Below are 20,825 nucleotides of genomic sequence, written 5' to 3' on the forward strand. Positions count from 1 at the left end.
TGACCTGAGAGGACCCCGCCGGGCCGGCCTCGGCGGGGTCCTTCGCGTCCACGGCCTCCGGTCACGCCGTCTCGAACTCGGTGACCAGCCACTGCACGCCCCGCCGTTCCAGCCGTACGGCGAGCACGCGGCTGCGCGGCCCGCAGTGGACGAGCAGGCACATCTCGATCACGCCGTCGCGGGGTCGCTGCACGTGGGGGAGGCCCGTCAGGGGCGGCCGCTCGGTGTCGATCATCTTCCCGGCCCGGACCAGTTCGCGGTAGGCCCGCTCGGTGAGCCGCCCGGCGACCGTCTCCGGCGGTCTGCGGCCCGCCAGGACTTCCGCGAGCGCCTGGCCGAGTCCCCGCAGGCGGCGCTCGTCCGTGGGCGTGCCCGTGCGGTGCGGGACGGGGGCCAGGGCGAGCGCGCCGTACGTGCCGGGACGCGTGACATGGCCGGCGCCGTCACGCTCGTCGTAGGGAGGATCGGCCGGGGGGACGGACGCGAGCCGTGGCAGGGGGACGGGCTTGGGCATCGGGGACTCCGCTCTCGTGCGCCGTGAACCTGACACCTAATAGAGGTTGCGGTCATCCGTCCTGATACGGGGAAACGCCAACTTTGCCGAGTGGCGAGCCTTTGTGCCGCCGTTCGTCCGGAAAGATTCGCCCGGGTTGGCGGGACCGCATCGGATTTGAGCACAGGTTGATCGGCGATTAACGGCATCCGCAATGGCGGGAAACACAACAGGGGCGCCCGGGATCACCGGGCGCCCCTGCTCCCTGAGAGGGGGACCTGACGCGTCAGGCGCGGGCGCGCGCCGTGTCGGCGCTCTCCCCGGAGTCCACGTCGGGCTCGGGTTCGCGACCGGGCGTCATGATGTTCAGCTTCTTGATGAGGAAGCTGAAGATCAGGTAGTAGAGGACGAAGTAGACGACGCCGATCAGCATGATCAGCAAGAAGTTGTGCGTGTTGTCCTTGGACGCGTTGAGGCCGGCGTCGATCAAGCCCGCGGAGAACCCGAAGCCGAGCCGGCCGTCGAGAGCCGCGACCACGGCCATCGAGACGCCGGTGAGCAGCGCGTGCACCGCGAACAGGACCGGGGCCACGAAGATGAACGCGAACTCGATCGGCTCGGTGATGCCGGTGAAGAAGGAGATCAGGGCGGAGGAGAGCATGATGCCGCCGACGGTGGCGCGGCGGTGCGGCGGCGCGGCCCGCCACATGGCGATCGCGGCGGCCGGCAGGCCGAACATCATGACCGGGAAGAAGCCCGCCATGAACGCGCCCGCGCCGTCCTGGCCCGCGAAGTAGCAGTTCAGGTCGCCCGCCGCGTGGGTCGCGCCGACGGTGCACTCCGGCACCGTGAACCAGACGATCGAGTTGACGAAGTGGTGCAGGCCGAAGGGGATGAGGCCGCGGTTGACGACGCCGTAGATGCCCGCGCCGAGCGTGGAGTGGGTCGCCAGCCAGTCGCCGAAGTTGGTCAGGCCCTGCCCGATCGGCGGCCAGATCAGGCCGAAGACGACGCCGAGGACGAGCCCGGCCAGCGCGGTGAGGATCGGCACGAAGCGGCGGCCGCCGAAGAAGGCCAGGTAGGCCGGCAGCTTCGTCCGGTAGTACCGCTGCCACAGGATGGCCGTGACGAGGCCCATGAGGATGCCGCCGAGCACTCCGGTCGGGTTGGCCGCCGCCAGGTTGAGCGCCTCCGCCGGCTTGCCGTCCGCCCCCACGAGCGTCTGGGCCACCTTCTTGTGCACGGCGGAGTCCGCCGAGGCGTCGAAGAACATCAGGTGGGTGACCCGGTCCCAGACGAGGTAGCCGACCACGGCCGCCAGGGCAGTCGAGCCGTCGGCCCGCCGGGCGAAGCCGACCGCGACGCCGATCGCGAACAGCAGCGGCAGCGCGTCGAACAGGGCGCCGCCGGCGTTGCCGATGACGTGGGCGATCTTGTCGAGCGTCGCGTTGTCCGTACGGCCGAGCAGGTCGTCCTGGCCGATCCGGAGAAGGAGAGCCGCGGCGGGCAGCGCCGCGATCGGGAGCATCAGGGAACGGCCGATGCGGGACAGTGCGGTCATCACCGCGTTCTGGCCGGAAGGCGCGGCCGGCAGGCCCGCGTCGGCGGAGGTGGAACTCATCGGGTGTTCCTCCAGGATGGGGGGACTACTAGAGGCGTCTGGCCGGGGCTCCGAGGAGTGTCCGGAGCTGGTAGCGGTCGGCGCGATAGGTGGAGACGCCGAGTTCGGCGCACACCCCGCCGGCGAAGGACCGGCGCTGCAGCAGCAGCACGGCTCCGCCCCGGGGCAGTTTGAGCAGGTCGGCGTCGCTCGGATCGGCGAGGCCGCCGTCGATGGTCAGCTCCCCGGCGTCCATCACGAGCCCGTAGCGCGACTCGAGCAGGGCGTACAGGGATCGTCCGGTCAGGTCGTAAGCATCGAGATCGGGTGCGAGCGCGACCGGGATGTGGGCGCGCTCGATGCTCAGCGGTTCCCCGTCCGCCGTGCGCAGCCGCTCGATGAAGTGGACGGCGTCTCCCGGCTGGATGCCGAGCTGCCGTGCGAGGTGGGCACTGGCCCGGACCACCCGCCGGTCCAGGTCGCGGGAGCCCGGCTCCATGCCGCGCGCCCGCATGTCGTCGGTGAATGAGGTGAGTTGGAGCGCCAGCTCGATCTTCGGGCGGGCCACGAACGTTCCCTTGCCCGGGACCCGGTGCAACCGGCCCTCGGACACCAGGTGGTCGACGGCCTGCCGTACCGTCATACGAGACAGGTCGAAGCGCTGGCTCAGGTCACGTTCGGAGGGGATCGCCGCGCCGATCGGCAGCTCGTTGCTCTCGATGAGGTCGAGCAGGATCTCCCGTAGCTGGAAGTACTTGGGCACCGGGCTGTCCGGATCGATCTGGGCCACTGATCCCTCCCCTCTCGCTCTGGATCGTCCGAATAAGTTAAGGTTCTTACTGGTCTAGTCCGGACTAGACCACAGCCGGGAAATGTGTGTCAATGTATGGGCCGGCGACGGATCGATAACGGACAAATCTCGCCAAGCAGAGGATGATCATCGATGACGACCAGAATGCGCGGTGAGATCGCCGAGCAGCCGGCGGCGATCCGGGCGACGCTGGACGCCCTCCTTCCGAGGACCGGGGAAGTCGAGGCGGTCGCGCGGGGCACCCGTCACCTGCTGTTCGTCGCCCGGGGGACCTCGGACAACGCGGCGGTCTACGGCCGCTACCTGATCGAGGCGCGGGCGGGCCGGATGGCCGCGATGGGCGCCCCCTCGGTCGCCACCACCTACCGCCGCAGGCTCGACCTCGACGGGGTGCTGGCCGTCGGCCTGTCCCAGTCCGGCCGTACGGAGGAGATCGTCGAGACCCTCCAGTGGGCGAAGGACTGCGGGGCGAAGACCGTCGCGATCACCAACGGCGGCGAGGAGTCGCCGCTGGCCCAGGCCGCCGACCTCGCGCTGTGCACGCTCGCCGGCGAGGAGAAGGCCGTCCCGGCCACGAAGACCTACACGACCCAGCTCGCCGCGCTGGCCGTGCTCGCCATCGGCCTCGGCGCCGACGTGGACCCCGACGACCTGCGCCGGGTGCCGGACGCGGTGGAGAAGCTGATCTCCGACCCCGGCGACCTGGACGCCGTGGTCGAGGGCCTGGCCGACAAGCCCGGCGTCGTCGTGTCCGGCCGCGGCCTGGCGTTCTCGACCGCGCTTGAGCTGGCGCTCAAGCTCAAGGAGGCGTGCTACCTGCACGCCATGGGCCTGTCGTACGCCGACCTGCTGCACGGCCCGATCGCGGTCGTGGACGCCGAGACCCCGGCGATCCTGGTGGCGGCGGGACAGGGCCCGACACTGGCGGGCACGGTCGCGCTGGCCGAGCGGGTCACCGGCGCGGGCGCCGCCGCCTTCGGCGTCGGGGGCGGCGAACGGCTCGCCGCGGCCTCGACCGCCGCCCTGAACGGTCCGGACCTGCCCGAGTGGGTGGCTCCGCTGGGACTCATCGTCCCCGGGCAGTTGCTCACCGAGGCGCTCGCGCGCAGGCTCGGTATCGACCCCGATTCCCCTCGCGGTCTGAAGAAGGTCACGCAGACCGACTGACGACAGACCGGCCCAACAACAGGAGGACCCCCATGGCTGCAGACGCCGAGGCGATCATCGCCGGGCTCGGTGGCGCCGACAACATCATCGAAGTGGAGCCGTGCATCACCCGGCTGCGCACCGAGGTGCACGACGCCTCGAAGGTAAACCAGGCCGCGCTCAAGGCGGCCGGCGCCCACGGAGTGATGGCGGCGGGCAACGTCGTCCAGGTCGTGGTGGGCCCCGAGGCCGACACCATCGCCAGCGACATCGAGGACATCATCGGCTGAACCGGGAAGTTCGTCGCGGGTCCGCCGGTCTCGGCCGGACCTGTGACGACGCCTGCCCGGATCTCAGGGAAGGGCTCTTCATTGACGACTGTTCTCGCCCCGGTCGCGGGGGCGGCCATCGGCCTGGCCGCCGTGCCGGACCCGGTGTTCTCGCAGGCGATGGTCGGCCCGGGAACCGCGATCGATCCCCTCCGGCAGCCCGTCGAGGCGCTGGCGCCGATCAGCGGCACGATCGTGAAGCTGCACCCGCACGCGTACGTCGTGGTGGGGGACGACGGCAGGGGCGTGCTGGTGCATCTCGGCATCGACACCGTGCAGCTCAAGGGCGAGGGCTTCCGCCTGCTCGCGGCCGAGGGGGACCACGTGAGCGCCGGGCAGCCCGTCGTGGCCTGGGACCCCGCGGCGGTCGAGGCCGGGGGGCGCTCGCCGGTCTGCCCGGTGGTGGCGCTCGACGCCGTGGCGGGCTCGGTCGGCGAGGTCGCCGAGGGCCGCGTGACCGCGGGCGACCCTCTCTTCAAGTGGTCGTGATGCTCAGGTGACGGAGGCCGCGCTCTTCGATCTCGACGGCACCCTGGTCAACACCGAGGTGCGCAGCCGCGCCCTGTGGCGGATGTTCCTGGACGACCACGGCATCACGTACGACGAGACGCTGTTGCGGCGCGTCATGGGCCGCCGCGGGGTGGACGTCGTCCCCGAGGTGCTGCCCGGCCTGGATCCGGAGGTCGTGCTGGAGGAGATCCGCTCCTACTACGACCATCCGGACCTGCCCGACATCGTGCCGGTTCCGGGGGCGGCGGAGCTGGTGATCCGGGTCGCGGAGCAGGGGGCTCCACTGGCCCTGGTCACCTCGGCCCAGCGATGGTGGGCGGTGGAGCGGCTCACGGAGATCGGCGTCGTGGAGGTGGTGAGGACCATCGTCTCCGCCGAGGACGTGGCCGTGGGCAAGCCGGACCCGTCCGGCTACCTCCTGGCGGCCGACCTGCTCGCGGTGGACCCGGCCAAGTGCGTGGTGTTCGAGGACTCGCTCGCCGGAATAGCGGCGGCTCGGGCCGCGGGTATGACCTGCGTTGCGGTGGCCACCACGCATCATCCGGATGAACTGTCGCACGCGGATCTGGTAATACCCGATATGTCGGGTATTGACTGGCCTTTGACGGAACTACCGGCGGTCTAGACCACCGCCGCAGGAGGAGGAAACGTGGCCGAACGCACAGTCAGCGTCGCGTCCGAGGTCGGGCTGCACGCCCGTCCGGCGGCGACGTTCGTGCAGACCGCGGCGAAGGCGCCCTACGACGTCACCATCGCGAAGGCGGGTGGTTCGCCGGTGAGCGCGAAGAGCATCCTGTCGGTTCTGGCGCTCGACGTACGGCAGGGGGAGTCGATCGTCATCAGTGCGGAGGGCGATGGCGCAGAAGACCTGCTCGACGAGCTCGCCCAGATCGCCTCGGCCTCCTGACGCCAGTGGACGGGCAGCAGAAGACGGGGACGACGGCGGGGGACGAGAGCGGCGCGCGGCCGCCGGCCGGCACGTCGCTGGCCGGCACTGTGCTTGCCGGCACTGTGCTTGCCGGTACTGGGGTCAGCCCCGGCGCCGGGTACGGCCCGGCCCATGTGCTCGCGGGTGAGATCCCCGAGCCCGACAAGGAGGCGCGCCACGACGGCGACGCCGCCGCCGAACGGGCCCGCGCCGAGCGGGCGGTCGAGGAGGTGGCCGCCGACCTGGAGGCACGGGGCGCCAGGGCGGGCGGCGAGGCCCAGGAGGTGCTCGGCGCGCAGGCGTTGATGGCCCGCGACCCGAGCCTCGCCGTGGAGGTCGGCGAGCTCATCGACCGGGGCGTGGCCGCCCCACGTGCCGTCTTCGACGCCTTCGGCAAGTATCGGGACCTGCTCGCGGCGGCCGGCGGCTACCTGGCCGAGCGCGTCACGGACCTCGACGACATCCGTGACCGGGTGATCGCCGTGCTCACCGGCCTGCCCATGCCCGGCGTGCCGGCCAGCGCCGCCGAGCCGTTCGTGCTCGTCGCCAAGGATCTCGCCCCGGCCGACACCGCGCTGCTGTCCAAGGACGTGGTCGCGGCGTTCGTCACCGAGCAGGGCGGGCCGACCAGCCACACGGCGATCCTCGCCCGCTCGATGGGCGTGCCCGCCGTCGTGGGCTGCGCCGGCGCGACCGCGATCGCCCCTGGCACCCCCGTGCTGGTCGACGGCGCGTCCGGGCAGGTGCTGCTCACGCCCGGCCCGGCCCGCGTGGCCGAGGCGCGCGCCGCCGACGAGGCGCGGCGGGCGGTGCTGTCGGCGGCCACCGGCCCCGGCGCGACCGCCGACGGCCATCCCGTCCCCCTGCTCGCCAACATCGGCGGCCCCCGCGACCTGGAGAGCGCGCTGGCCAACGGCGCCGAGGGCGTCGGCCTCTACCGCACCGAGTTCCTCTTCCTCGACCGTGAGAGCGCGCCGTCGGGAAGCGAGCAGGAGGAGGCCTACCGGGCGGTGTTCGACGCGTTCCCACAGGGCCGCGTGGTGGTGCGCACGCTCGACTCCGGCGCGGACAAGCCGCTGGCGTTCCTGCCGCCGCCGGAGGAGGAGCCGAACCCGGCGCTCGGGGAGCGCGGCCTGCGCATGTTCCGCCGGTATCCGGAGATCATGACCGCCCAGCTGGGCGCGCTGGCCCGGGCCGCCGCGGGTGTCTCGGCCAAGGTCCAGGTCATGGCGCCGATGGTGGCCACCGTCGAGGAGGCCGAGTGGTTCGCCGATGCCTGCCGTACGGCGGGGCTCGACGACGCGGGCATCATGATCGAGGTGCCGTCGGCGGCGCTGCGCGCGGCGGACCTCATCCGGGCCGTCGGCTTCTTCTCGATCGGCACCAACGACCTCACGCAGTACGCGCTCGCGGCAGACCGCCAGGTCAGCGCCGTCGCCGGACTGCAGGACCCGTGGCATCCGGCCGTGCTCGACCTGATCGCGACGGCGGCCTCGGCCGCCACCGCGGCGGGCAAGGGCTGCGGGGTCTGCGGCGAGGCCGCGGCCGATCCGGTGCTCGCCTGCGTGCTCGTCGGCATGGGGGTCACCTCGCTGTCCATGGGCGCTCCCGCACTGCCCTGGGTGCGCGCGGCCCTGTCGCGGCACACGCTCGCGCAGTGCCGCGACGCCGCCGCCGCGGCGCGCTCGGCCACGTCGGCGCAGGCCGCCAAGGCCGCCGCCCGCGCGGAACTGCCGGGCCTGGACGCACTCGCGCTCTGACCGTCCGTGACCGGGTTCCGGGCCCGGTCACGGCCGGGCGCGGCTACGGTAAAGAACGTGCCACGAATCAGACACGGTGTCGTCATGATCGCCGCCCTCCTCGTGACCGGATGCTCGTCCGGCATCGGCGCCGCGAGCCAGGCGCCCTCGCCGCGCGGGTCCGCACCGGCGTCCGTGTCCCGGCCGTCTGTGTCCCCGTCGTCCGTGTCCCCGTCGTCGCCCTCGGTCCGCCCATCCGGAAGCCTGGCCGAGCGGACGCTCGCGGAGATGAGCCTGCGGGACAAGGTCGCGCAGCTGTTCACCATCGTGGTGTGGGGCCAGAAGGCCGGGGCGGCGAGCAAGGAGAACGAGGCGCGGTACGGCGTGGCGACGCCGGCGCAGGTGGTGGAGAAGTTCCGCCCCGGCGGAGTGATCCTGTTCGACTGGGCGGGCAACGTCTCCGGCGCGGGCCAGGTGGCCGCGCTCACCACCGGCCTGCGCGAGGCGGCGGCCGAGTCCGGCGGGGCGCCGCTCATGATCGGCGTGGACCAGGAGAACGGCCTCGTCTCCCGGCTCAAGTCTCTCGTCACCAAGTTCCCCGGCGCGTCGGAGATCGGCGAGACCGGCAAGACGGCGAACGCGCGCGACGTCGCCAGGGCGACCGGTGAGGAACTGCGCGACCTCGGCATCTCGCTCGACTTCGCGCCGGTCGCCGACGTCAACATCAACCCCCGCAACCCCGTGATCGGGCCCCGCGCGTACGGCTCCGACCCGGGCAAGGTGGCCGCGATGGTCGGGGCGGCCGTCGACGGCTTCCACGCGGCGGACGTGGCCTCCGTCGCCAAGCACTTCCCCGGCCACGGGGACACCTCGGTCGACAGCCACACGGGCCTGCCGGTCATCACGCATTCGAAGACGCAGTGGCGGAAGCTGGACGCGCCGCCGTTCCGCGCGGCGATCGCGCACGACGTGGACGCGATCATGTCGGCCCACGTGGTGATGCCGAAGCTCGACCCCTCGGGCGACCCCGCGACGCTGTCCCACCGCATCCTCACCGGCCTGCTCCGCGAGGAACTCGGCTTCGACGGCGTGATCAGCACCGACGCGCTCGACATGGCCGGGGTGCGGAAGAAGTACGGCGACGCCGAGGTCGCCGTGCGGGCCGTGCTCGCCGGGGCCGACATGCTCCTCATGCCGCCGAACCTGCCGAAGGCGTACGACGCCGTCCTCGACGCGGTGAAGTCGGGCAGGATCTCCGAACGCAGGATCGACGAGTCGGTGCTGCGGATCCTGCGGCTGAAGGAGAAGCGCGGCGTCTTCGGCCCGATCCGCACCGACCCCGGCGCGCTGAAGTCGGCCGCGCACCGCAAGGTCGCGGAGCGCGTCTTCGCCGCCGTCAGGTGACGCCGGGCTTGTTCTCTTCGGGCGCGTCCTCTTCCGGCTCGTCGACGTTGGTGTAGTCGAAGTACACCGTGATCGACGGCCAGTCGGTCCCGTCGTCGGTGACCTCGTTGTGCATGATCAGGTCGTACACCTCGACCTGGCCCAGTTCCTCGATCGTGGTCGCGACCCGGCGGAGCAGCGCAGGCACGCTGTCCTGTCCAATTCCTTCCGGATTGTTCTGGGTAAAATGGTACATTTGGCTCGAAATTGGCTTGGTCATGACAGTCCCTACAGGAAACGCCTTTTCTTCTTGCCCTGGGTGTTCTGATTCTGCTGGCCCTGCTGCTGGCCCTGCTGCTGGCCCTGCTGCTGGTTCGCGTTGCCCTGGTTGGACTGGGTGCCGCGCTTCTGCGCGTTGCGCTCACCGTCGAGCTTCTCGCCGGTCTTCACCTTCTGCTCGGCCGCTCTGGCGGCCTTCCTGTCGTACGGCTGACCGGCCTTCTTCGCATCCAGCGCGGCCTGCTCCTGGGCGGACAGCTGGGGGCCGCTCTGTCTCGAATAGGGCTTGCGGCTCCTGCCCATGTCGAGCTTGACGCCGCCGCGGGGCCCCGTCTCACCTGCCGTCCGCACGGGCGTGCCCCTCAGGGGAACGTGAGGGCCGCCCGCCCCCGCCAGGGACGGACCGCCGCCGAAGGGGCCGCGGGTGTTCTTGAGGATGCGTTCCAGCGGTTCGGTGATGTGCCGCGTGACGGCCGGGGCCAGCACCCGGGCGCCGCCCTCCTCGGCCTCCATGAGGATCTTCCGCATGGCGTACCGGGTGGCGAGGAGCCCCGCCGTGGCCGAGGCCGCGGCGAACGGGCCGCCCGCGACGAGGGTCGCGGCCAGCTTGGTCGCGCCCGCGACGGCCTGCGTGATGATGGCCACTTTCGTGGCGGTCACCGCGGTGGCGGTGCCCTCGAGCACCGCCGGCGCGTACGCGGCGGCCCCGACGGCCGTACGGAGGTGTTCTGTGGTGCCGGTCTTGCTCCAGCTGGTGCGCATCGCGTCGCTGGACACGCCCTGGTACACGCCCGGCAGTCGCCTGACCTCGTCCTCCGCGCCGCTTCCCCCGGAGGCGGCGCCGGCCTGCACGACCTGCCACGGGCGGATTTCCGCGCGAATGTCGGTCTCGTCGATCTTCGGGAAGTTGACCAGGCTCGCGATCGGCTGTGCCCAGTCCGGCGGCATCAGGCCCATGCCACCTCCTCGCCTTCGGCTCGGAGCGGCATGCGCCGGGCGCTGTGCCGACTGATGCGCTCGCTGCGCTCGCTCATGCCAGACCCGTTTCTTCGTGCGCCCCTGTGATCTGGCGCCCCGCGTCGCCCTCGGCGTCCGACACCCGCCGGCGCGCGACCGCGAGCGCGTCTCCCGTGCCGCCCACCGTCCCTCCGAGGTGCGCGTACGCCTCGACGGCCGTCAGGGCTGAACGGTTGTAGGCGGCCACGAAGGCGCCGAACAGCCCGTCGTCGCCCCACGAGGCGGCGCCCGCCCGTTCGCGCAGATACCGCAGGGCGGTCACGAACTCGTCGCCGTGCTCCACCAGGCGAGAAGAGGCCCGGTCCACCCCGCTGTGTTCGATACCGAGTTCCCCGTACATGCGCGGCACGTTAGCATGACCCGCGAATTACGGACGGGTGAATTGCACAGTAAAAGCCTTTTGTCCCTTTTGTGGAGGAGTACTTGTCCCTGTCGTTTCCGGGTGGCAGCGACCTGGAGCTGCTGGAGCAGATGATTCGCCAGGCCGAGGACGTCATGCGCGGCCTCGCGGACGTCCAGGCCGAGATCCGGCGGGTCACCGGCGAAGGGGAAGGCGCCGACGGCCTCGTGAGGGCCAGGGCCGACGGCCGGGGAGAGGTCACCGCGATCACGCTGGACCCGCGGGTCATGCGGCTCGACGCGGCCGCCTTGAGTGCGGCGGTGACGAGGGCGATCAGGACCGCCCAGGACGCCGCCAAGGAGAGGACGGACGGGCTTGTCGCCGCCGCCCAGACCAGGGTGACCGGACTGACCGCCCCGCTCGACGAGACGTTCGTGCGTTACCGGTTCGACCAGCTCGCCGAGGAGCTGGACGCGGGAGCGGACGGTTTCGGCCCGCACTCTGCCGACCGGCACTCCGCAGGCCGGGGCGACGACCTGGAGCAGGACGCGGAGCGGGCCGCACGGATCGAGGCGTGGCTGGAGGACGGGCAGCGCGAGATCGAGGCCGTCACCGGCCACGGCCGGGCGGCGGACGGCCGGATCCAGGTCGTCACGACGGCGTACGGCCAGGTGCGTGAGGTCGTCATCGAGCCCCGTGCCATGCGCCTGCCCAGCCGGACGCTGGCCGAGGAACTCCTGCTGGCCCTGCGCCGGGCGCAGCAGGACGCGGAACGGCAGACCCGTCAGATGGTGAGCGATGCGCTGAGGGAGATGGCGCCCGGCGAGTCGTTCGGCCCGGACGCCGTCGACGAGTGGTTCGGCGGCCTGCTCAGGCCGTTCGAGCGGCCCGACTGACCACTCCCTATATTTGTAGGCACGTCGGGTGGGAGGCGCGGTGCTCAAGGGTGTGCTGATCGACTGGGGCGGGGTTCTGACCACGAGCCTGGCCGAGTCCGTCGCGGAGTGGATCGAGGCGGACCGGATCGACCCCCGTCACTACCGGGAGGTCATGCGCGCGCTGGTCACGCAGGCGTACCGGGCCGGCGTCGAGCCGGACGGCGAGAACCCCATCCACGCGCTCGAACGGGGCGAGATCCCGGTCCTGGAGTTCGAACGCGCCCTGGCGGCCCGGCTGGTGACCCTCGACGGCGGCCCGCCGAAGGCCGACGGCCTGCTGGTCCGGATGTTCGCCGGGTTCCGGCCGGTTGAGGAGATGAACGGGATGCTCCGCCAGGCCCGGGCGGCCGGGCTCGGCACCTGCCTGGTGTCCAACTCCTGGGGCGACCACTACTCGCGTGAGGGCTGGGAGGTCCTCTTCGACGCGGTCGTCATCTCGGGAGAGGTCGGCATGCGCAAGCCCGAGGAACGGATCTTCCGGCATGCGCTCGGCCTGCTGGGGCTCGAGCCGGGGCAGTGCGTGTTCGTCGACGACATCGAGGCGAACATCGTGGCGGCCCGCGCGATCGGCCTGGTCGGCGTCCACCACAGCGATCCCTCGGAGACCATCGCCGAGATGGAGCGTCTGTTCGGCCTGTCTTTCCGCGAGCCCGGCGCCGCCGCCTATCTGTAGCTTGAACCAGAGACCGAGTCGAGGAACGCATGCGCGTCTATCTGCCGTCCACGATCCCCGCGCTGGCGCGCGTCGTCGCCGCCGGGGAACTGGGCCCGGCCCCGCTGACCGGCTTCGCGGTCACCCCCGCGTTGATCGAGTGGTACGTCTCGGGTGACACCGAGGAGCTGGAGTACGTCGCGCTGACCGAGGCCGCCCGGACCTCCCTGCGCATGCTGGCCGCCGACCGCAAGGACGGCGTCGAGGTGGCCGCCCGGCGGGTGGTGATCGCGGCCGAGGTGCCCGACGAGACCGTGAAGGCCGGGGCGGATCTGGAGGAGCGCGCCCGCGTGCGGGTGCTGGAGCCGATCCCGATGCGGCTGGTCGCCGCGGTCCACGTGGACGACGCCGACGCCACGCCGGACGTGGAGGCGGCGATCGCGGCGCTGCCCGCGGCCGACGGCGGGGACGACGACGCGCAGTTCGTCGTGGACGGCGCGGAGGACCACGAACTGCTGTGGTACGCCACGCAGGAGATCCCCGATCTGCTCACCTGACCCGCGAAGTTCATGGAGTTGTCACGCCCGGCGTCTAAGCTGGAAGCGAGATGACACACATTGTTTGGGACTGGAACGGGACGCTCTTCCACGACATCGACGCCGTCGTCGGCGCGACCAACGAGCTCTTCCAGTCGTACGGCCTGGGGCCGTACGACGCGGATGGCTTCCGTGAGGTGTACACCCGCCCCATCTGGGTGGCGTACGAGCGGATGCTCGGCCGGCCGCTCAGGGAGGGCGAGTGGGAACTGCTCGACGCGGGCTTCCACGAGCACTACCACCGGCTGATGGAGGCGTGCAGCCTCGCCGAGGGGGCGCTGTCGAGCCTGCGCGCCTGGGAGGAGTCGGGCCGCACGCAGTCGCTGCTGTCCATGTGGGGCCACGAACGGCTGGTCCGCAAGACCGGCGAGTTCGGCATCGACGGCCACTTCACCCGGATCGACGGCTCGCGCTCGGCGACCGGGGGCCACAAGGCCGAGCACATGGTGGAGCACCTGCGCGCGCTCGGCCTCGACTCGGCGAAGGTCGTCGTCATCGGTGACAGTGTGGACGACGCCCACGCGGCCCAGCACGTGGGCGCCCGCGCCATCCTCTACACCGGCGGCATGACCAGGCGGTTGGAGCTGGAGGGCGTCGGGGTTCCGGTGGTGGACTCGCTGGCCGACGCCCTCGACCTCGTCTGATCAGCGGGCCTGCGGCTCTCCGTGAAGTTCTCACCCCGGGTGTCGAGCATGTCCGCGGGGCCGCCCGGTCCGTACGCCGTCCGCCCAGGGCGGTGAACGTGCGCGGAGCGACGCCGGCCGGGGTGTCGCTCCTGACCGTGGAGCCGAAGCTCGGGCCGGAGTGGTGTGGAGCGCCGCCGCCGGTGTAGCCGCCGCCGTGGCTGTGGATGCGGCGGGTGCCCCGCGTGGGCCGTACGCTGAGCACGATCCACACCGCACCCCCACGGAGGCCGCGATCAACCGCCTCGTTCTCTGGAACATCGACCTGACGCTCGTCGACGTCGCCATCGTCACCCGCGACGCGTACGCGGACGCGTTCCGGATGGTGACAGGGCGGCCGCTGGTGAAGCTCGCACCGGCGCTGGGCCGTCCCGACTCGGAGATCATCTTCGAGACCCTGGCCGTCAACGGCATCGCCGTCGAGGACCACCACCTGCCCAGGTTCGTCGATGCGCTGGCCGTCAGCTTCGCCGAGCGGCGCGATCGGCTGGCCAAGGACGGCCGCGCGCTGCCGGGTGCCAAGGACGCGCTCAAGGCCGTGTCCCGCCTCGACGGCGTCGTGCAGTCGGTGCTCACCGGCACCATCAAGAGCAACGCCGTGCACAAGCTCAAGGCGTTCGGGCTGGACAAGTGGATCGACGTCGAGGTGGGCGGCTACGGCGAGGAGGTGTATCCGAAGGCCACCCTGCTCCAGGTAGCGCAGGGGCGGGCCAAGGCCAGGCATGGCGCGGCCTTCACCGCCGGCAACACCGTGCTGATCGGCGACTCCACCCGTGACGTCCAGGCGGCGAAGATCGGCGGCGCGGCAATGATCGGTGTGACGTCGGGCCGGTCCACGGCCGCCGAGCTGCGCGAGGCGGGCGCGGACATCGTGCTGTCCGACCTGTCCAACCCCTCCGAAGTCGTCGCCGCTGTCGCCCGCCTCACCACCCCGGACCGTACGGCGCACTGAACAGGCGCTGATCAGGCGGGGTCAGGGCCCGCGCGACCGTGAGGCTGTCCTCATAGATGTGGTAGCGGGTGACGAGCCCGTCTTCGACCGTGAGGTGGAGCGCGAACGGCGAGGTGTACGAGGCGCCGCCGTCCCGGACCGTCTGCGCGATCTCACCGAGCACGACGGCGTCCGGCCCGTCCACCAGGATCCGCGCCACGGAGGTGCCGTTCAGTTCGGGTACGTGGTGGGCCTCCAGCGATCGGAAATGGTCGGCCACGTCGGCGCGGCTTGACCGCGATCGGATCCATGGCACCGCCGGATGCCCTTCGACGGGCCAGCTGAGCAGCCAGTCGACCGGCTCGGCGAACAACTCCGCCGTGCGGTCGTGATCGCCTTCGGCCAGCCGGCGCAGCAGTTCTTCCACGATTTCGCGCGTGTCATTGCTCATGACGCAAGCTTGTCCGGTGGAGGCGCGGCGGGTCGATTACCACCCGGGTAAAGGAGGAGCGGACCACGAGGGGTGGCTTTTTCCGGTTCACCCGATTCACCTGCAACTCCAACTAATCCGGTTCCGCTGGTTGCTGTCAGCGGAGACGGGGTGAAAGAATTCATACATAATTTCGAATTCTTGGTTGGAGGTGTGATGGATCTGTTCGACTCTGATTCTGAGCACCTTCGTCGTTCGAATAGCTCTGACAGCGCTGACGGTTGGTGGGACCGGTTGGCCTCTGGTTCGCCGTTGTGGTCGTCGGAGGGCTCGGCCGTCCGTGAGCATTTCCCGATCAACGACCCCGAGGTGCCGCAGGACGCGGGCCAGGACACCGGCGACGGCGTGCCCGGTGCCGCTCGGGGCAAGGGCCGGTCGTCGTGGGTGTTAGTGGGTGGTCTGCGTGAGTCGGCGCAGGCGTTGGCGCTGACACCTTTGCCTGAGGACGTGGACGTCTGCCTTGCTGAGGCTGAGGAGTTGATGTTCGTCCGGGATCGGATCACGTGTGCGCTTGCTGATCGGGTGGGGCGGGTGCATGGGGCGGGGCGGGCCAAGGAGCATGGGCATGCCTCGACCCGTAGTTGGCTGCGCTCCGCCGGAGGAATGACCGTGGCGGGGGCGGGCCGCCTGCTCACCTTGGCGGTGGAGCTGGCGCGTCTGCCGCGGGTGCGGGAGAGGTTCGCCGCCGGGAAGTTGGCGGCGGGGGTGGTGGAGGCGATCTGCATGGCCACCGCGCAGTTGAACGATGAGCAGGCCGCCCTGGCTGAGCCGATCTTGCTGGAGCTGGCGGGCAAGGCGGGCGCGGCGGAGGTGGCCAAGGCCGGGCGTTATCTGCGCGCGGTGCTCGACCCCGACGGGGAAGACCGCGATGAGCAGGCCGACTACGCGCGGCGGTTCTTGCGGGTCCGCCCGACCCGCAGCGGGGGGCTGGAGGGGGAGTTCTGTCTGCCGCGTGAGGCGGCCGCCCGGTTGCGGGCCCTGCTGGACGCCTACGCCAAGCCGCGGGCGGAGGGCGATGACCGCCCGCCGAGCGTGCGCAACGCGGATGCGTTCATCGCGCTGCTGGAGGAGAAGATCGCCACCGAACTCCTGGTCCTGGTCACCGCCGAATCCCTGCCTACCGATCCCGAGGACGCGGCCCACTCGCACCCCGCCCGTCCCGACGCCGCCGATCACCCCGAAGCCGCCGAGGCCGGCCACCCCGATCACCCAGATCAGCCAGATCAGCCAGATCAGCCAGAAGCCGCCGAGCCCGGCGAGGCCGGAAGCGCTGACGCCCCTGCCGAGGCCGACGACACCGGCGACCGCGCCCCCAGCACCCATGCCCGCAGCGGCAGCGGAAGCACTGACGCTCCTGGCGAGGGCGACGACACCGGCGACCGTGCCCCCAGCGCCTGTGCCCCCCGCGACGCCGGAGGTGCCGATGAGGTGGCCGATGCTGACGCCGCTGCCCCTGCCGAGGATGAGGGCCCTTGCCGTCTTGCCGATTTCAGCACTGCCGGGGCAGATGCCGGTGCAGCCGCGGGTGCTGTTGTCGACAGCGCCGCCGTTGCCAAGGATGGTGACACTGTCGAGGGCGACGACATCGGGCGCGCCAAGGGCGGGGACTGCGACCGTGGTGCGGCCCACGTTGGAGCAACGCACCCGAGGCGCGCAGCAGCATGGCCCGCATGCGGTGGTAGCGCGCATTCGCCCACAGCGCCTCCGCGGACAGCGCCGCCGTCCACAGTGCCCCCGCACACAGCTTCCCCGGCCACAGCGCCTCTGCCGACAGCGCAGCCGGATCCTCCTCCCGAGGACGCTGCCGCGCATCACGCCCACGCTGGGTATCGGCCTGCGGGGGACTGCCGGCATGGGCAGGGCACGTCTGAAGACCAGGCCGGCGTGCGCGGTGAGCAGTGCCAGGGACCAGGGCTGTGGCTGGGGACGGCGCCGGGGTTGTTGCTGGCGACCGGGCAGATGCTGCCCGTCTCCAGCGTGCACCGCCTTGCCCGCACCAGCACTCTGGTGCGGCTGGTCATGGACGCCGACGGGCAGGTGCTGGACATGGGCCGCAAGGTCCGCCTGGCCACCCCCGCCCAACGCAGGGCCGTGTTCGCCCGCTACGCCACCTGCTGGATCGACGGCTGCCCACTCCCGGCAACGATGTGCCAGATCGACCACGCCGACAACTGGAGCACCGGCGGCCTCACCGACCTGAACCTGCTCGGCCCCGCCTGCCAGTTCCACAACCGCGACCGCTACCGCCACCCCGACCGCTACACCCGCCGCACAGTCGGCACCGACCGCTGGGCCTTCACCTACCACCCGGCGCGCACCAGAGCCCGGCGGCTAAGGGAATGAGGCGGCCGGCGGCGCGATGGGCGAGATCACAGCGCTGCGAGGTCACAGTGCTGCCTGATCACAGTGCTGCGAGGTCCGGTGCTGCCTGATCACAGTGCTTGCAGGAAGCGGGCCGCGACGGGAGCCGCAACCTGGGCCCCGGTGCCGCCGCCTTCGACCACGACGGCGAAGGCGAGGTCGCCCTTGTAACCGATGAACCAGGAGTGCGTGGGCGGGTTCTTGCCGTTCTCGGCCGAGCCGAACTCGGCCGTGCCGGTCTTGCCAGCCGTGCCGGCGGGGAAGGAGATGCCGCTCGCGGTGCCCTCGCTGACGACGGCGGGCATGAGGCGGCGCAGCGCGGACACCACCGCGGGCTCCAGCGCGCGCGGGGGCGTGCCGCCCTCCGGGACGAGTGAGGCCGGGACCAGCCGGGGCTGCCGCCAGGTGCCCGCGGCGATGGTGCCGGCGACGGCGGCCATGTTCAGCGGGCTGGCCAGGACGCGCCCCTGACCGATGGCGGCGGACGCGAGGTCGGTGTCGTCATGCGGCGCGGGGAAGGCGGCGTCCACAGCGGGCACCCCGATCTTGATGCTGGCGCCGAAACCGAAGTCGGCGGCCACCTTGGACAGGCGGTCGGCGCCGAGACGCCGCACCGCCATGTCGCCGAAGGTCGTGTTGCACGAGTGGGCGAAGGCGTCGACGAAGCGCAGCGTGCCGTAGTCGTGGAATTCGGCGTTGTGGAACGGGAAGCCGCCGATCGTCTTCTCGGCCGGGCACTCGACGGTCTGGCCGGGCGTGACGCCACCGGCGACCAGGGCCGAGGCGGTCACGATCTTGAAGGTCGAGCCGGGCGGGTACGCGCCGAGCAGGGCGCGGTTGTAGCCGCCCGGCTTGTTGACCACCGCGAGGACCTCACCCGTGGACGAGCGCAGCGCGACGAGCGAGGCGGGCTTGTCCACGCCCTCCAGTGCCTGTGCCCCCGCCCGGTGCACCCGCAGGTCGAGGGTGGTCGGCAGCGGCTTGCCGGGCTTCGATCCGCCCTCGGCCAGCGTGGCGACCTTCGAGCCCGTGCGGCTGTCGACCAGGTCGGCCCGGGCGGACACGGTGCCGGTGAGGCGGGAGGCGTACTGCTCGCGCAGCCCCTCGACGATCTGCTGCACGGAGCCGGGGGCGTCGGGGGTGTCGATGCGGGTGCCGTCGGCGGCGGTGATCGGGGCGCGTTCGGCGGCCACGGTGGTGAGCTTGGCCCGGATGCCGTCGGTCATCCGGGGGTGGATGGCCGTCGGGGTCCATGCCACCTTCCAGGCGCGGTCGCGCTCGACCAGGCGGAGCCTCCCGTCGTACGCGATGGGCAGCGGGCCGGTCAGCCGGGCCCGGAACCGTACGGTCTCGTTCTGGACGCCCGTCACCTGGAATCGCTGTCCCGTGAGCTTCAGGTCGTCGTGGAAGCGCCGGTAGGTGCTTTCGAAGCCGGCCGGCGGATCGGCGGCGAGCGTGCGCATCGCCGCGTAGTCCGCGCGCGACCAGGCCGCGAGGAAGTCCCGCGCCGTCTCCTCGGGCGATCCCTTCGTCCGCAGCGCCCACACCGTGACCCCCGCGGCCACCACCGGCACGAGCACCGCCGCCGTGACGTACGGCCAGCGCCTTCTTCGCTCTCGCATGCGTCCCCCTTCGAGTCGAGTGCACGCCAAGAGCAGCAGACCGGTCAGGAGTATGTCCAATATGGATATCGACGTGCTTCATGTGCAGTTCGGATATGCTCCCAGCTCGTGGACCTTGTCCGGCATCTCGGCTACTTCCTCGTTGTGACGGAAGAGCTGCATTTCGGGAACGCGGCCGCGCGGCTGGGGATGGCCCAGCCGCCGCTGAGCCAGCGCATCAGGCGGCTGGAGGAGGAGCTGGGCGTGCGGCTGTTCGAGCGGTCGAGCCGCCGGGTGGCGCTGACCGAGGCGGGGCGGCTGCTGGTGCCCGAGGCCCGCGAGATCGTCGCCAGGGTCGAGCGGATGCGCGACCTCATGTCCGACCTGGCGCGCGGCGACGCGGCGGTCGTGCGTGCGGGCGTCCCCGCCGACCTCGGCGCCGCCGTGCTCGCCGCGCTCATCGCGGGGTTTCGCGACCGCCGCCCCGACGTACGGCTGTCGCTGACTGAGATGGGCACGGCCGCGCAGGTCGCCGCGTTGCTGGAGGGCAGGCTCGACGTCGGGCTGCTGCGCCATCCGGTCGCCGCGAACGGGCTCGCGTACGGGCCGGTGCTCGTGCGGCATCCGGGCGTCCTGCTGGCCGAAGACGACGAGCTGACCGCCTGGGCGACCGTGCACCTCGGCGACCTGGCCGGGCGGGATCTGGTGCTGTTTCCCCGGGACGCCGAGCCCGGCCTGTACGACGACACGCTGGCCTCGTGCCGCCGGGGCGGCTTCGTCCCCACCGAGATCATCTGCACCGACCGCGTGGAGTTCGCCCTCGGCCTGGTGCTGTCCGGCACGGCCGTCGCCTTCGGCGCCCCCGCCGAGGTGCCGGGCGTGGTGTGGCGGCCCCTCGCGGGCACGCCCCTGGCCTGGCGCTGCTCCCCGGCCTGGCGGACCGAGCCGGGGCCGTACGTGCGAGACTTCACGACCGTGGCCGTACAGGTGCTGAAAGAGAGCGCCGGCATGGTGGACGAAGGTGTGCCGCCCGCGCCGCGGGTGACGCCACGTCCGGCGACCGGGTTCCTCGCATGAACACCGGCATGAACCCCGCGACCAACTCCGTGGAGCGCGTCTTCCGCAACGCAGGCGTCACCGGGTGGTTGCACGCGGTCGACATCGACGACGGGCGTGAGGTGGGCCTGCGGGCCGACGAGCCGGTGGTGCTCGCGTCGGTCTTCAAGGTGCCCCTGCTGCTGGAACTGCACCGCCAGGCCGAGCGCGGGCTGCTCGACCTCACCGAACGCGTCGGCGTGCCGGCGGCGGACCGTACGGCTGGGGGCACCGGGCTGGCGGCGATGCTGGACGACGCCACGCTGTCGCTGCGCGACCTGGCCTACCTGATGATGGCGGTGAGCGACAACACCGCGGCCGACGTGCTGCTCGCCCGGGTGGGCCGGGAGGCGGTCAACGCGCTGCTCGACGGCCTCGGGCTGACGGCGACGCGGGTGGTGCAGAACTGCCGCGACATGCTCACCAGCCTGTGGGTGGACGCGGGCGTGGCGGACCAGTCGGCCGTGACCCAGGCGTGCACCGACCCCGAGGTGGTGGCGCGGCTGCGCGCGCTCGACCCGGCGCTGGGCAACCGGAGCACGCCGCGTGAGATGACCCGGCTGCTGGCCTTGATCTGGCGTGACGAGGCGGCGGGAGCGGCCTCCTGCGCGGCGATCCGCCGCCTCATGGCCCTGCAGGTGTGGCCGCACCGGCTGGCCTCGGGGTTCCCGTTCGACGACGTCGCGGTGAGCGGCAAGACGGGCACGCTGCCCACGCTCCGCAACGAGGTCGGGGTGGTCGAGTATCCCGACGGCGGACGCTACGCCGTCGCCGTGTTCACCCGGTCGTTCGGCACGGCGCAGAACCAGCCGCGCGCCGACGCCGCGATCGGGGCCGCCGCCCGGATGGCGATCGACCAGCTCAGAACCCACATATGACGGACCCTTTCTATGTGGGCAGGGA

23 protein-coding genes are annotated in these 20,825 nt (G+C 71.7%); 15 read left to right on the forward strand and 8 right to left on the reverse strand.

The window, feature by feature from the left end:
• Positions 1 to 61: 61 nt before the first annotated feature.
• The 3 genes from ABZ860_RS09200 to ABZ860_RS09210 all read right to left on the reverse strand — a co-directional run bounded on the left by ABZ860_RS09200 (position 62) and on the right by ABZ860_RS09210 (position 2,883).
• On the reverse strand, positions 62 to 514 hold the full coding sequence (locus ABZ860_RS09200; protein WP_357217251.1) for an Rv3235 family protein: 453 nt from the start codon (positions 512 to 514) through the stop codon (positions 62 to 64).
• A gap of 265 nt (positions 515 to 779) precedes the next feature.
• The gene (locus ABZ860_RS09205; RefSeq protein ID WP_357217254.1) at positions 780 to 2,114 is read right to left on the reverse strand and encodes a PTS transporter subunit EIIC; all 1,335 of its coding nucleotides are present in this window, start codon (positions 2,112 to 2,114) and stop codon (positions 780 to 782) included.
• A gap of 28 nt (positions 2,115 to 2,142) precedes the next feature.
• Entirely contained in the window at positions 2,143 to 2,883 is a 741-nt protein-coding gene (locus tag ABZ860_RS09210) for a GntR family transcriptional regulator (protein ID WP_142562894.1), read from the reverse strand.
• Between the two features lie 153 nt (positions 2,884 to 3,036).
• Between ABZ860_RS09210 and ABZ860_RS09215 the strand changes: the two genes are divergently transcribed.
• The 7 genes from ABZ860_RS09215 (at position 3,037) to ABZ860_RS09245 (ending at position 8,960) form a co-directional block, all read left to right on the forward strand.
• Entirely contained in the window at positions 3,037 to 4,071 is a 1,035-nt protein-coding gene (locus ABZ860_RS09215; protein ID WP_357217256.1) for an SIS domain-containing protein, read from the forward strand.
• 32 nt (positions 4,072 to 4,103) lie between these two features.
• Positions 4,104 to 4,340, forward strand: coding sequence for a PTS glucose/sucrose transporter subunit IIB (locus tag ABZ860_RS09220; protein ID WP_036329147.1), 237 nt, complete (start codon positions 4,104 to 4,106; stop codon positions 4,338 to 4,340).
• Between the two features lie 81 nt (positions 4,341 to 4,421).
• A complete protein-coding gene (locus ABZ860_RS09225; RefSeq protein WP_357217259.1) occupies positions 4,422 to 4,868 on the forward strand; it encodes a PTS glucose transporter subunit IIA in 447 nt (148 codons plus the stop codon).
• 7 nt (positions 4,869 to 4,875) lie between these two features.
• Entirely contained in the window at positions 4,876 to 5,514 is a 639-nt protein-coding gene (locus tag ABZ860_RS09230; RefSeq protein ID WP_357217261.1) for an HAD family phosphatase, read from the forward strand.
• A gap of 24 nt (positions 5,515 to 5,538) precedes the next feature.
• A complete protein-coding gene (locus ABZ860_RS09235) occupies positions 5,539 to 5,796 on the forward strand; it encodes an HPr family phosphocarrier protein (protein WP_357217263.1) in 258 nt (85 codons plus the stop codon).
• Positions 5,797 to 5,900: 104 nt separating this feature from the next.
• A complete protein-coding gene (gene ptsP, locus ABZ860_RS09240; protein WP_357217618.1) occupies positions 5,901 to 7,577 on the forward strand; it encodes a phosphoenolpyruvate--protein phosphotransferase in 1,677 nt (558 codons plus the stop codon).
• A 57-nt stretch (positions 7,578 to 7,634) separates the two neighbouring features.
• A complete protein-coding gene (locus ABZ860_RS09245) occupies positions 7,635 to 8,960 on the forward strand; it encodes a glycoside hydrolase family 3 protein (RefSeq protein ID WP_357217265.1) in 1,326 nt (441 codons plus the stop codon).
• Here ABZ860_RS09245 and ABZ860_RS09250 read toward each other — a convergent pair.
• The 3 genes from ABZ860_RS09250 to ABZ860_RS09260 all read right to left on the reverse strand — a co-directional run bounded on the left by ABZ860_RS09250 (position 8,953) and on the right by ABZ860_RS09260 (position 10,575).
• Entirely contained in the window at positions 8,953 to 9,147 is a 195-nt protein-coding gene (locus ABZ860_RS09250; RefSeq protein WP_357217267.1) for a hypothetical protein, read from the reverse strand. The two genes, ABZ860_RS09245 and ABZ860_RS09250, sit on opposite strands and share 8 nt — an antisense overlap.
• An 80-nt stretch (positions 9,148 to 9,227) precedes the next feature.
• Complete coding sequence (locus tag ABZ860_RS09255; RefSeq protein ID WP_357217270.1) at positions 9,228 to 10,175, reverse strand: hypothetical protein; 948 nt, start codon at positions 10,173 to 10,175, stop codon at positions 9,228 to 9,230.
• A 73-nt stretch (positions 10,176 to 10,248) separates the two neighbouring features.
• Positions 10,249 to 10,575, reverse strand: coding sequence for a hypothetical protein (locus tag ABZ860_RS09260; RefSeq protein WP_357217272.1), 327 nt, complete (start codon positions 10,573 to 10,575; stop codon positions 10,249 to 10,251).
• Between the two features lie 83 nt (positions 10,576 to 10,658).
• Between ABZ860_RS09260 and ABZ860_RS09265 the strand changes: the two genes are divergently transcribed.
• From ABZ860_RS09265 to ABZ860_RS09285, 5 genes are all read left to right on the forward strand, one after another.
• Positions 10,659 to 11,471: a YbaB/EbfC family nucleoid-associated protein gene (locus ABZ860_RS09265; RefSeq protein WP_357217275.1), complete on the forward strand. Its 813-nt coding sequence runs from the start codon at positions 10,659 to 10,661 to the stop codon at positions 11,469 to 11,471.
• A 40-nt stretch (positions 11,472 to 11,511) separates the two neighbouring features.
• Positions 11,512 to 12,186 carry an HAD family phosphatase gene (locus tag ABZ860_RS09270; protein ID WP_357217278.1) on the forward strand — a complete coding sequence of 225 codons (675 nt, stop codon included), beginning with the start codon at positions 11,512 to 11,514 and terminating at the stop codon, positions 12,184 to 12,186.
• A gap of 29 nt (positions 12,187 to 12,215) precedes the next feature.
• Positions 12,216 to 12,722, forward strand: coding sequence for a hypothetical protein (locus ABZ860_RS09275; RefSeq protein WP_357217280.1), 507 nt, complete (start codon positions 12,216 to 12,218; stop codon positions 12,720 to 12,722).
• Between the two features lie 50 nt (positions 12,723 to 12,772).
• Positions 12,773 to 13,405, forward strand: coding sequence for an HAD family hydrolase (locus ABZ860_RS09280; RefSeq protein WP_357217283.1), 633 nt, complete (start codon positions 12,773 to 12,775; stop codon positions 13,403 to 13,405).
• Between the two features lie 274 nt (positions 13,406 to 13,679).
• Positions 13,680 to 14,396, forward strand: a complete 717-nt coding sequence (locus tag ABZ860_RS09285) for a haloacid dehalogenase-like hydrolase (RefSeq protein WP_357217620.1) — start codon at positions 13,680 to 13,682, stop codon at positions 14,394 to 14,396.
• On the opposite strand, the gene ABZ860_RS09290 is transcribed toward ABZ860_RS09285, so the two are convergent.
• Positions 14,368 to 14,826 carry a nuclear transport factor 2 family protein gene (locus tag ABZ860_RS09290; protein WP_357217285.1) on the reverse strand — a complete coding sequence of 153 codons (459 nt, stop codon included), beginning with the start codon at positions 14,824 to 14,826 and terminating at the stop codon, positions 14,368 to 14,370. The genes ABZ860_RS09285 and ABZ860_RS09290 overlap by 29 nt on opposite strands.
• Before the next feature lie 195 nt (positions 14,827 to 15,021).
• Between ABZ860_RS09290 and ABZ860_RS09295 the strand changes: the two genes are divergently transcribed.
• Positions 15,022 to 17,208, forward strand: a complete 2,187-nt coding sequence (locus tag ABZ860_RS09295; protein ID WP_357217288.1) for a DUF222 domain-containing protein — start codon at positions 15,022 to 15,024, stop codon at positions 17,206 to 17,208.
• Between the two features lie 89 nt (positions 17,209 to 17,297).
• Here ABZ860_RS09295 and ABZ860_RS09300 read toward each other — a convergent pair whose 3' ends face one another.
• The gene (locus ABZ860_RS09300) at positions 17,298 to 18,848 is read right to left on the reverse strand and encodes a penicillin-binding transpeptidase domain-containing protein (RefSeq protein WP_357217290.1); all 1,551 of its coding nucleotides are present in this window, start codon (positions 18,846 to 18,848) and stop codon (positions 17,298 to 17,300) included.
• A 108-nt stretch (positions 18,849 to 18,956) separates the two neighbouring features.
• On the opposite strand from ABZ860_RS09300, the gene ABZ860_RS09305 reads away from it, so the two are divergent.
• Both ABZ860_RS09305 and ABZ860_RS09310 read left to right on the forward strand, forming a co-directional pair.
• Entirely contained in the window at positions 18,957 to 19,904 is a 948-nt protein-coding gene (locus ABZ860_RS09305) for a LysR substrate-binding domain-containing protein (RefSeq protein WP_357217293.1), read from the forward strand.
• Positions 19,901 to 20,800: a serine hydrolase gene (locus ABZ860_RS09310; RefSeq protein ID WP_357217295.1), complete on the forward strand. Its 900-nt coding sequence runs from the start codon at positions 19,901 to 19,903 to the stop codon at positions 20,798 to 20,800. Before ABZ860_RS09305 ends, ABZ860_RS09310 begins: the two co-directional genes overlap by 4 nt.
• Positions 20,801 to 20,825 lie beyond the last annotated feature (25 nt).

The sequence above is a fragment of the Microbispora sp. NPDC046973 genome (genome assembly GCF_040644495.1).
Taxonomy (GTDB): Bacteria; Actinomycetota; Actinomycetes; order Streptosporangiales; family Streptosporangiaceae; genus Microbispora.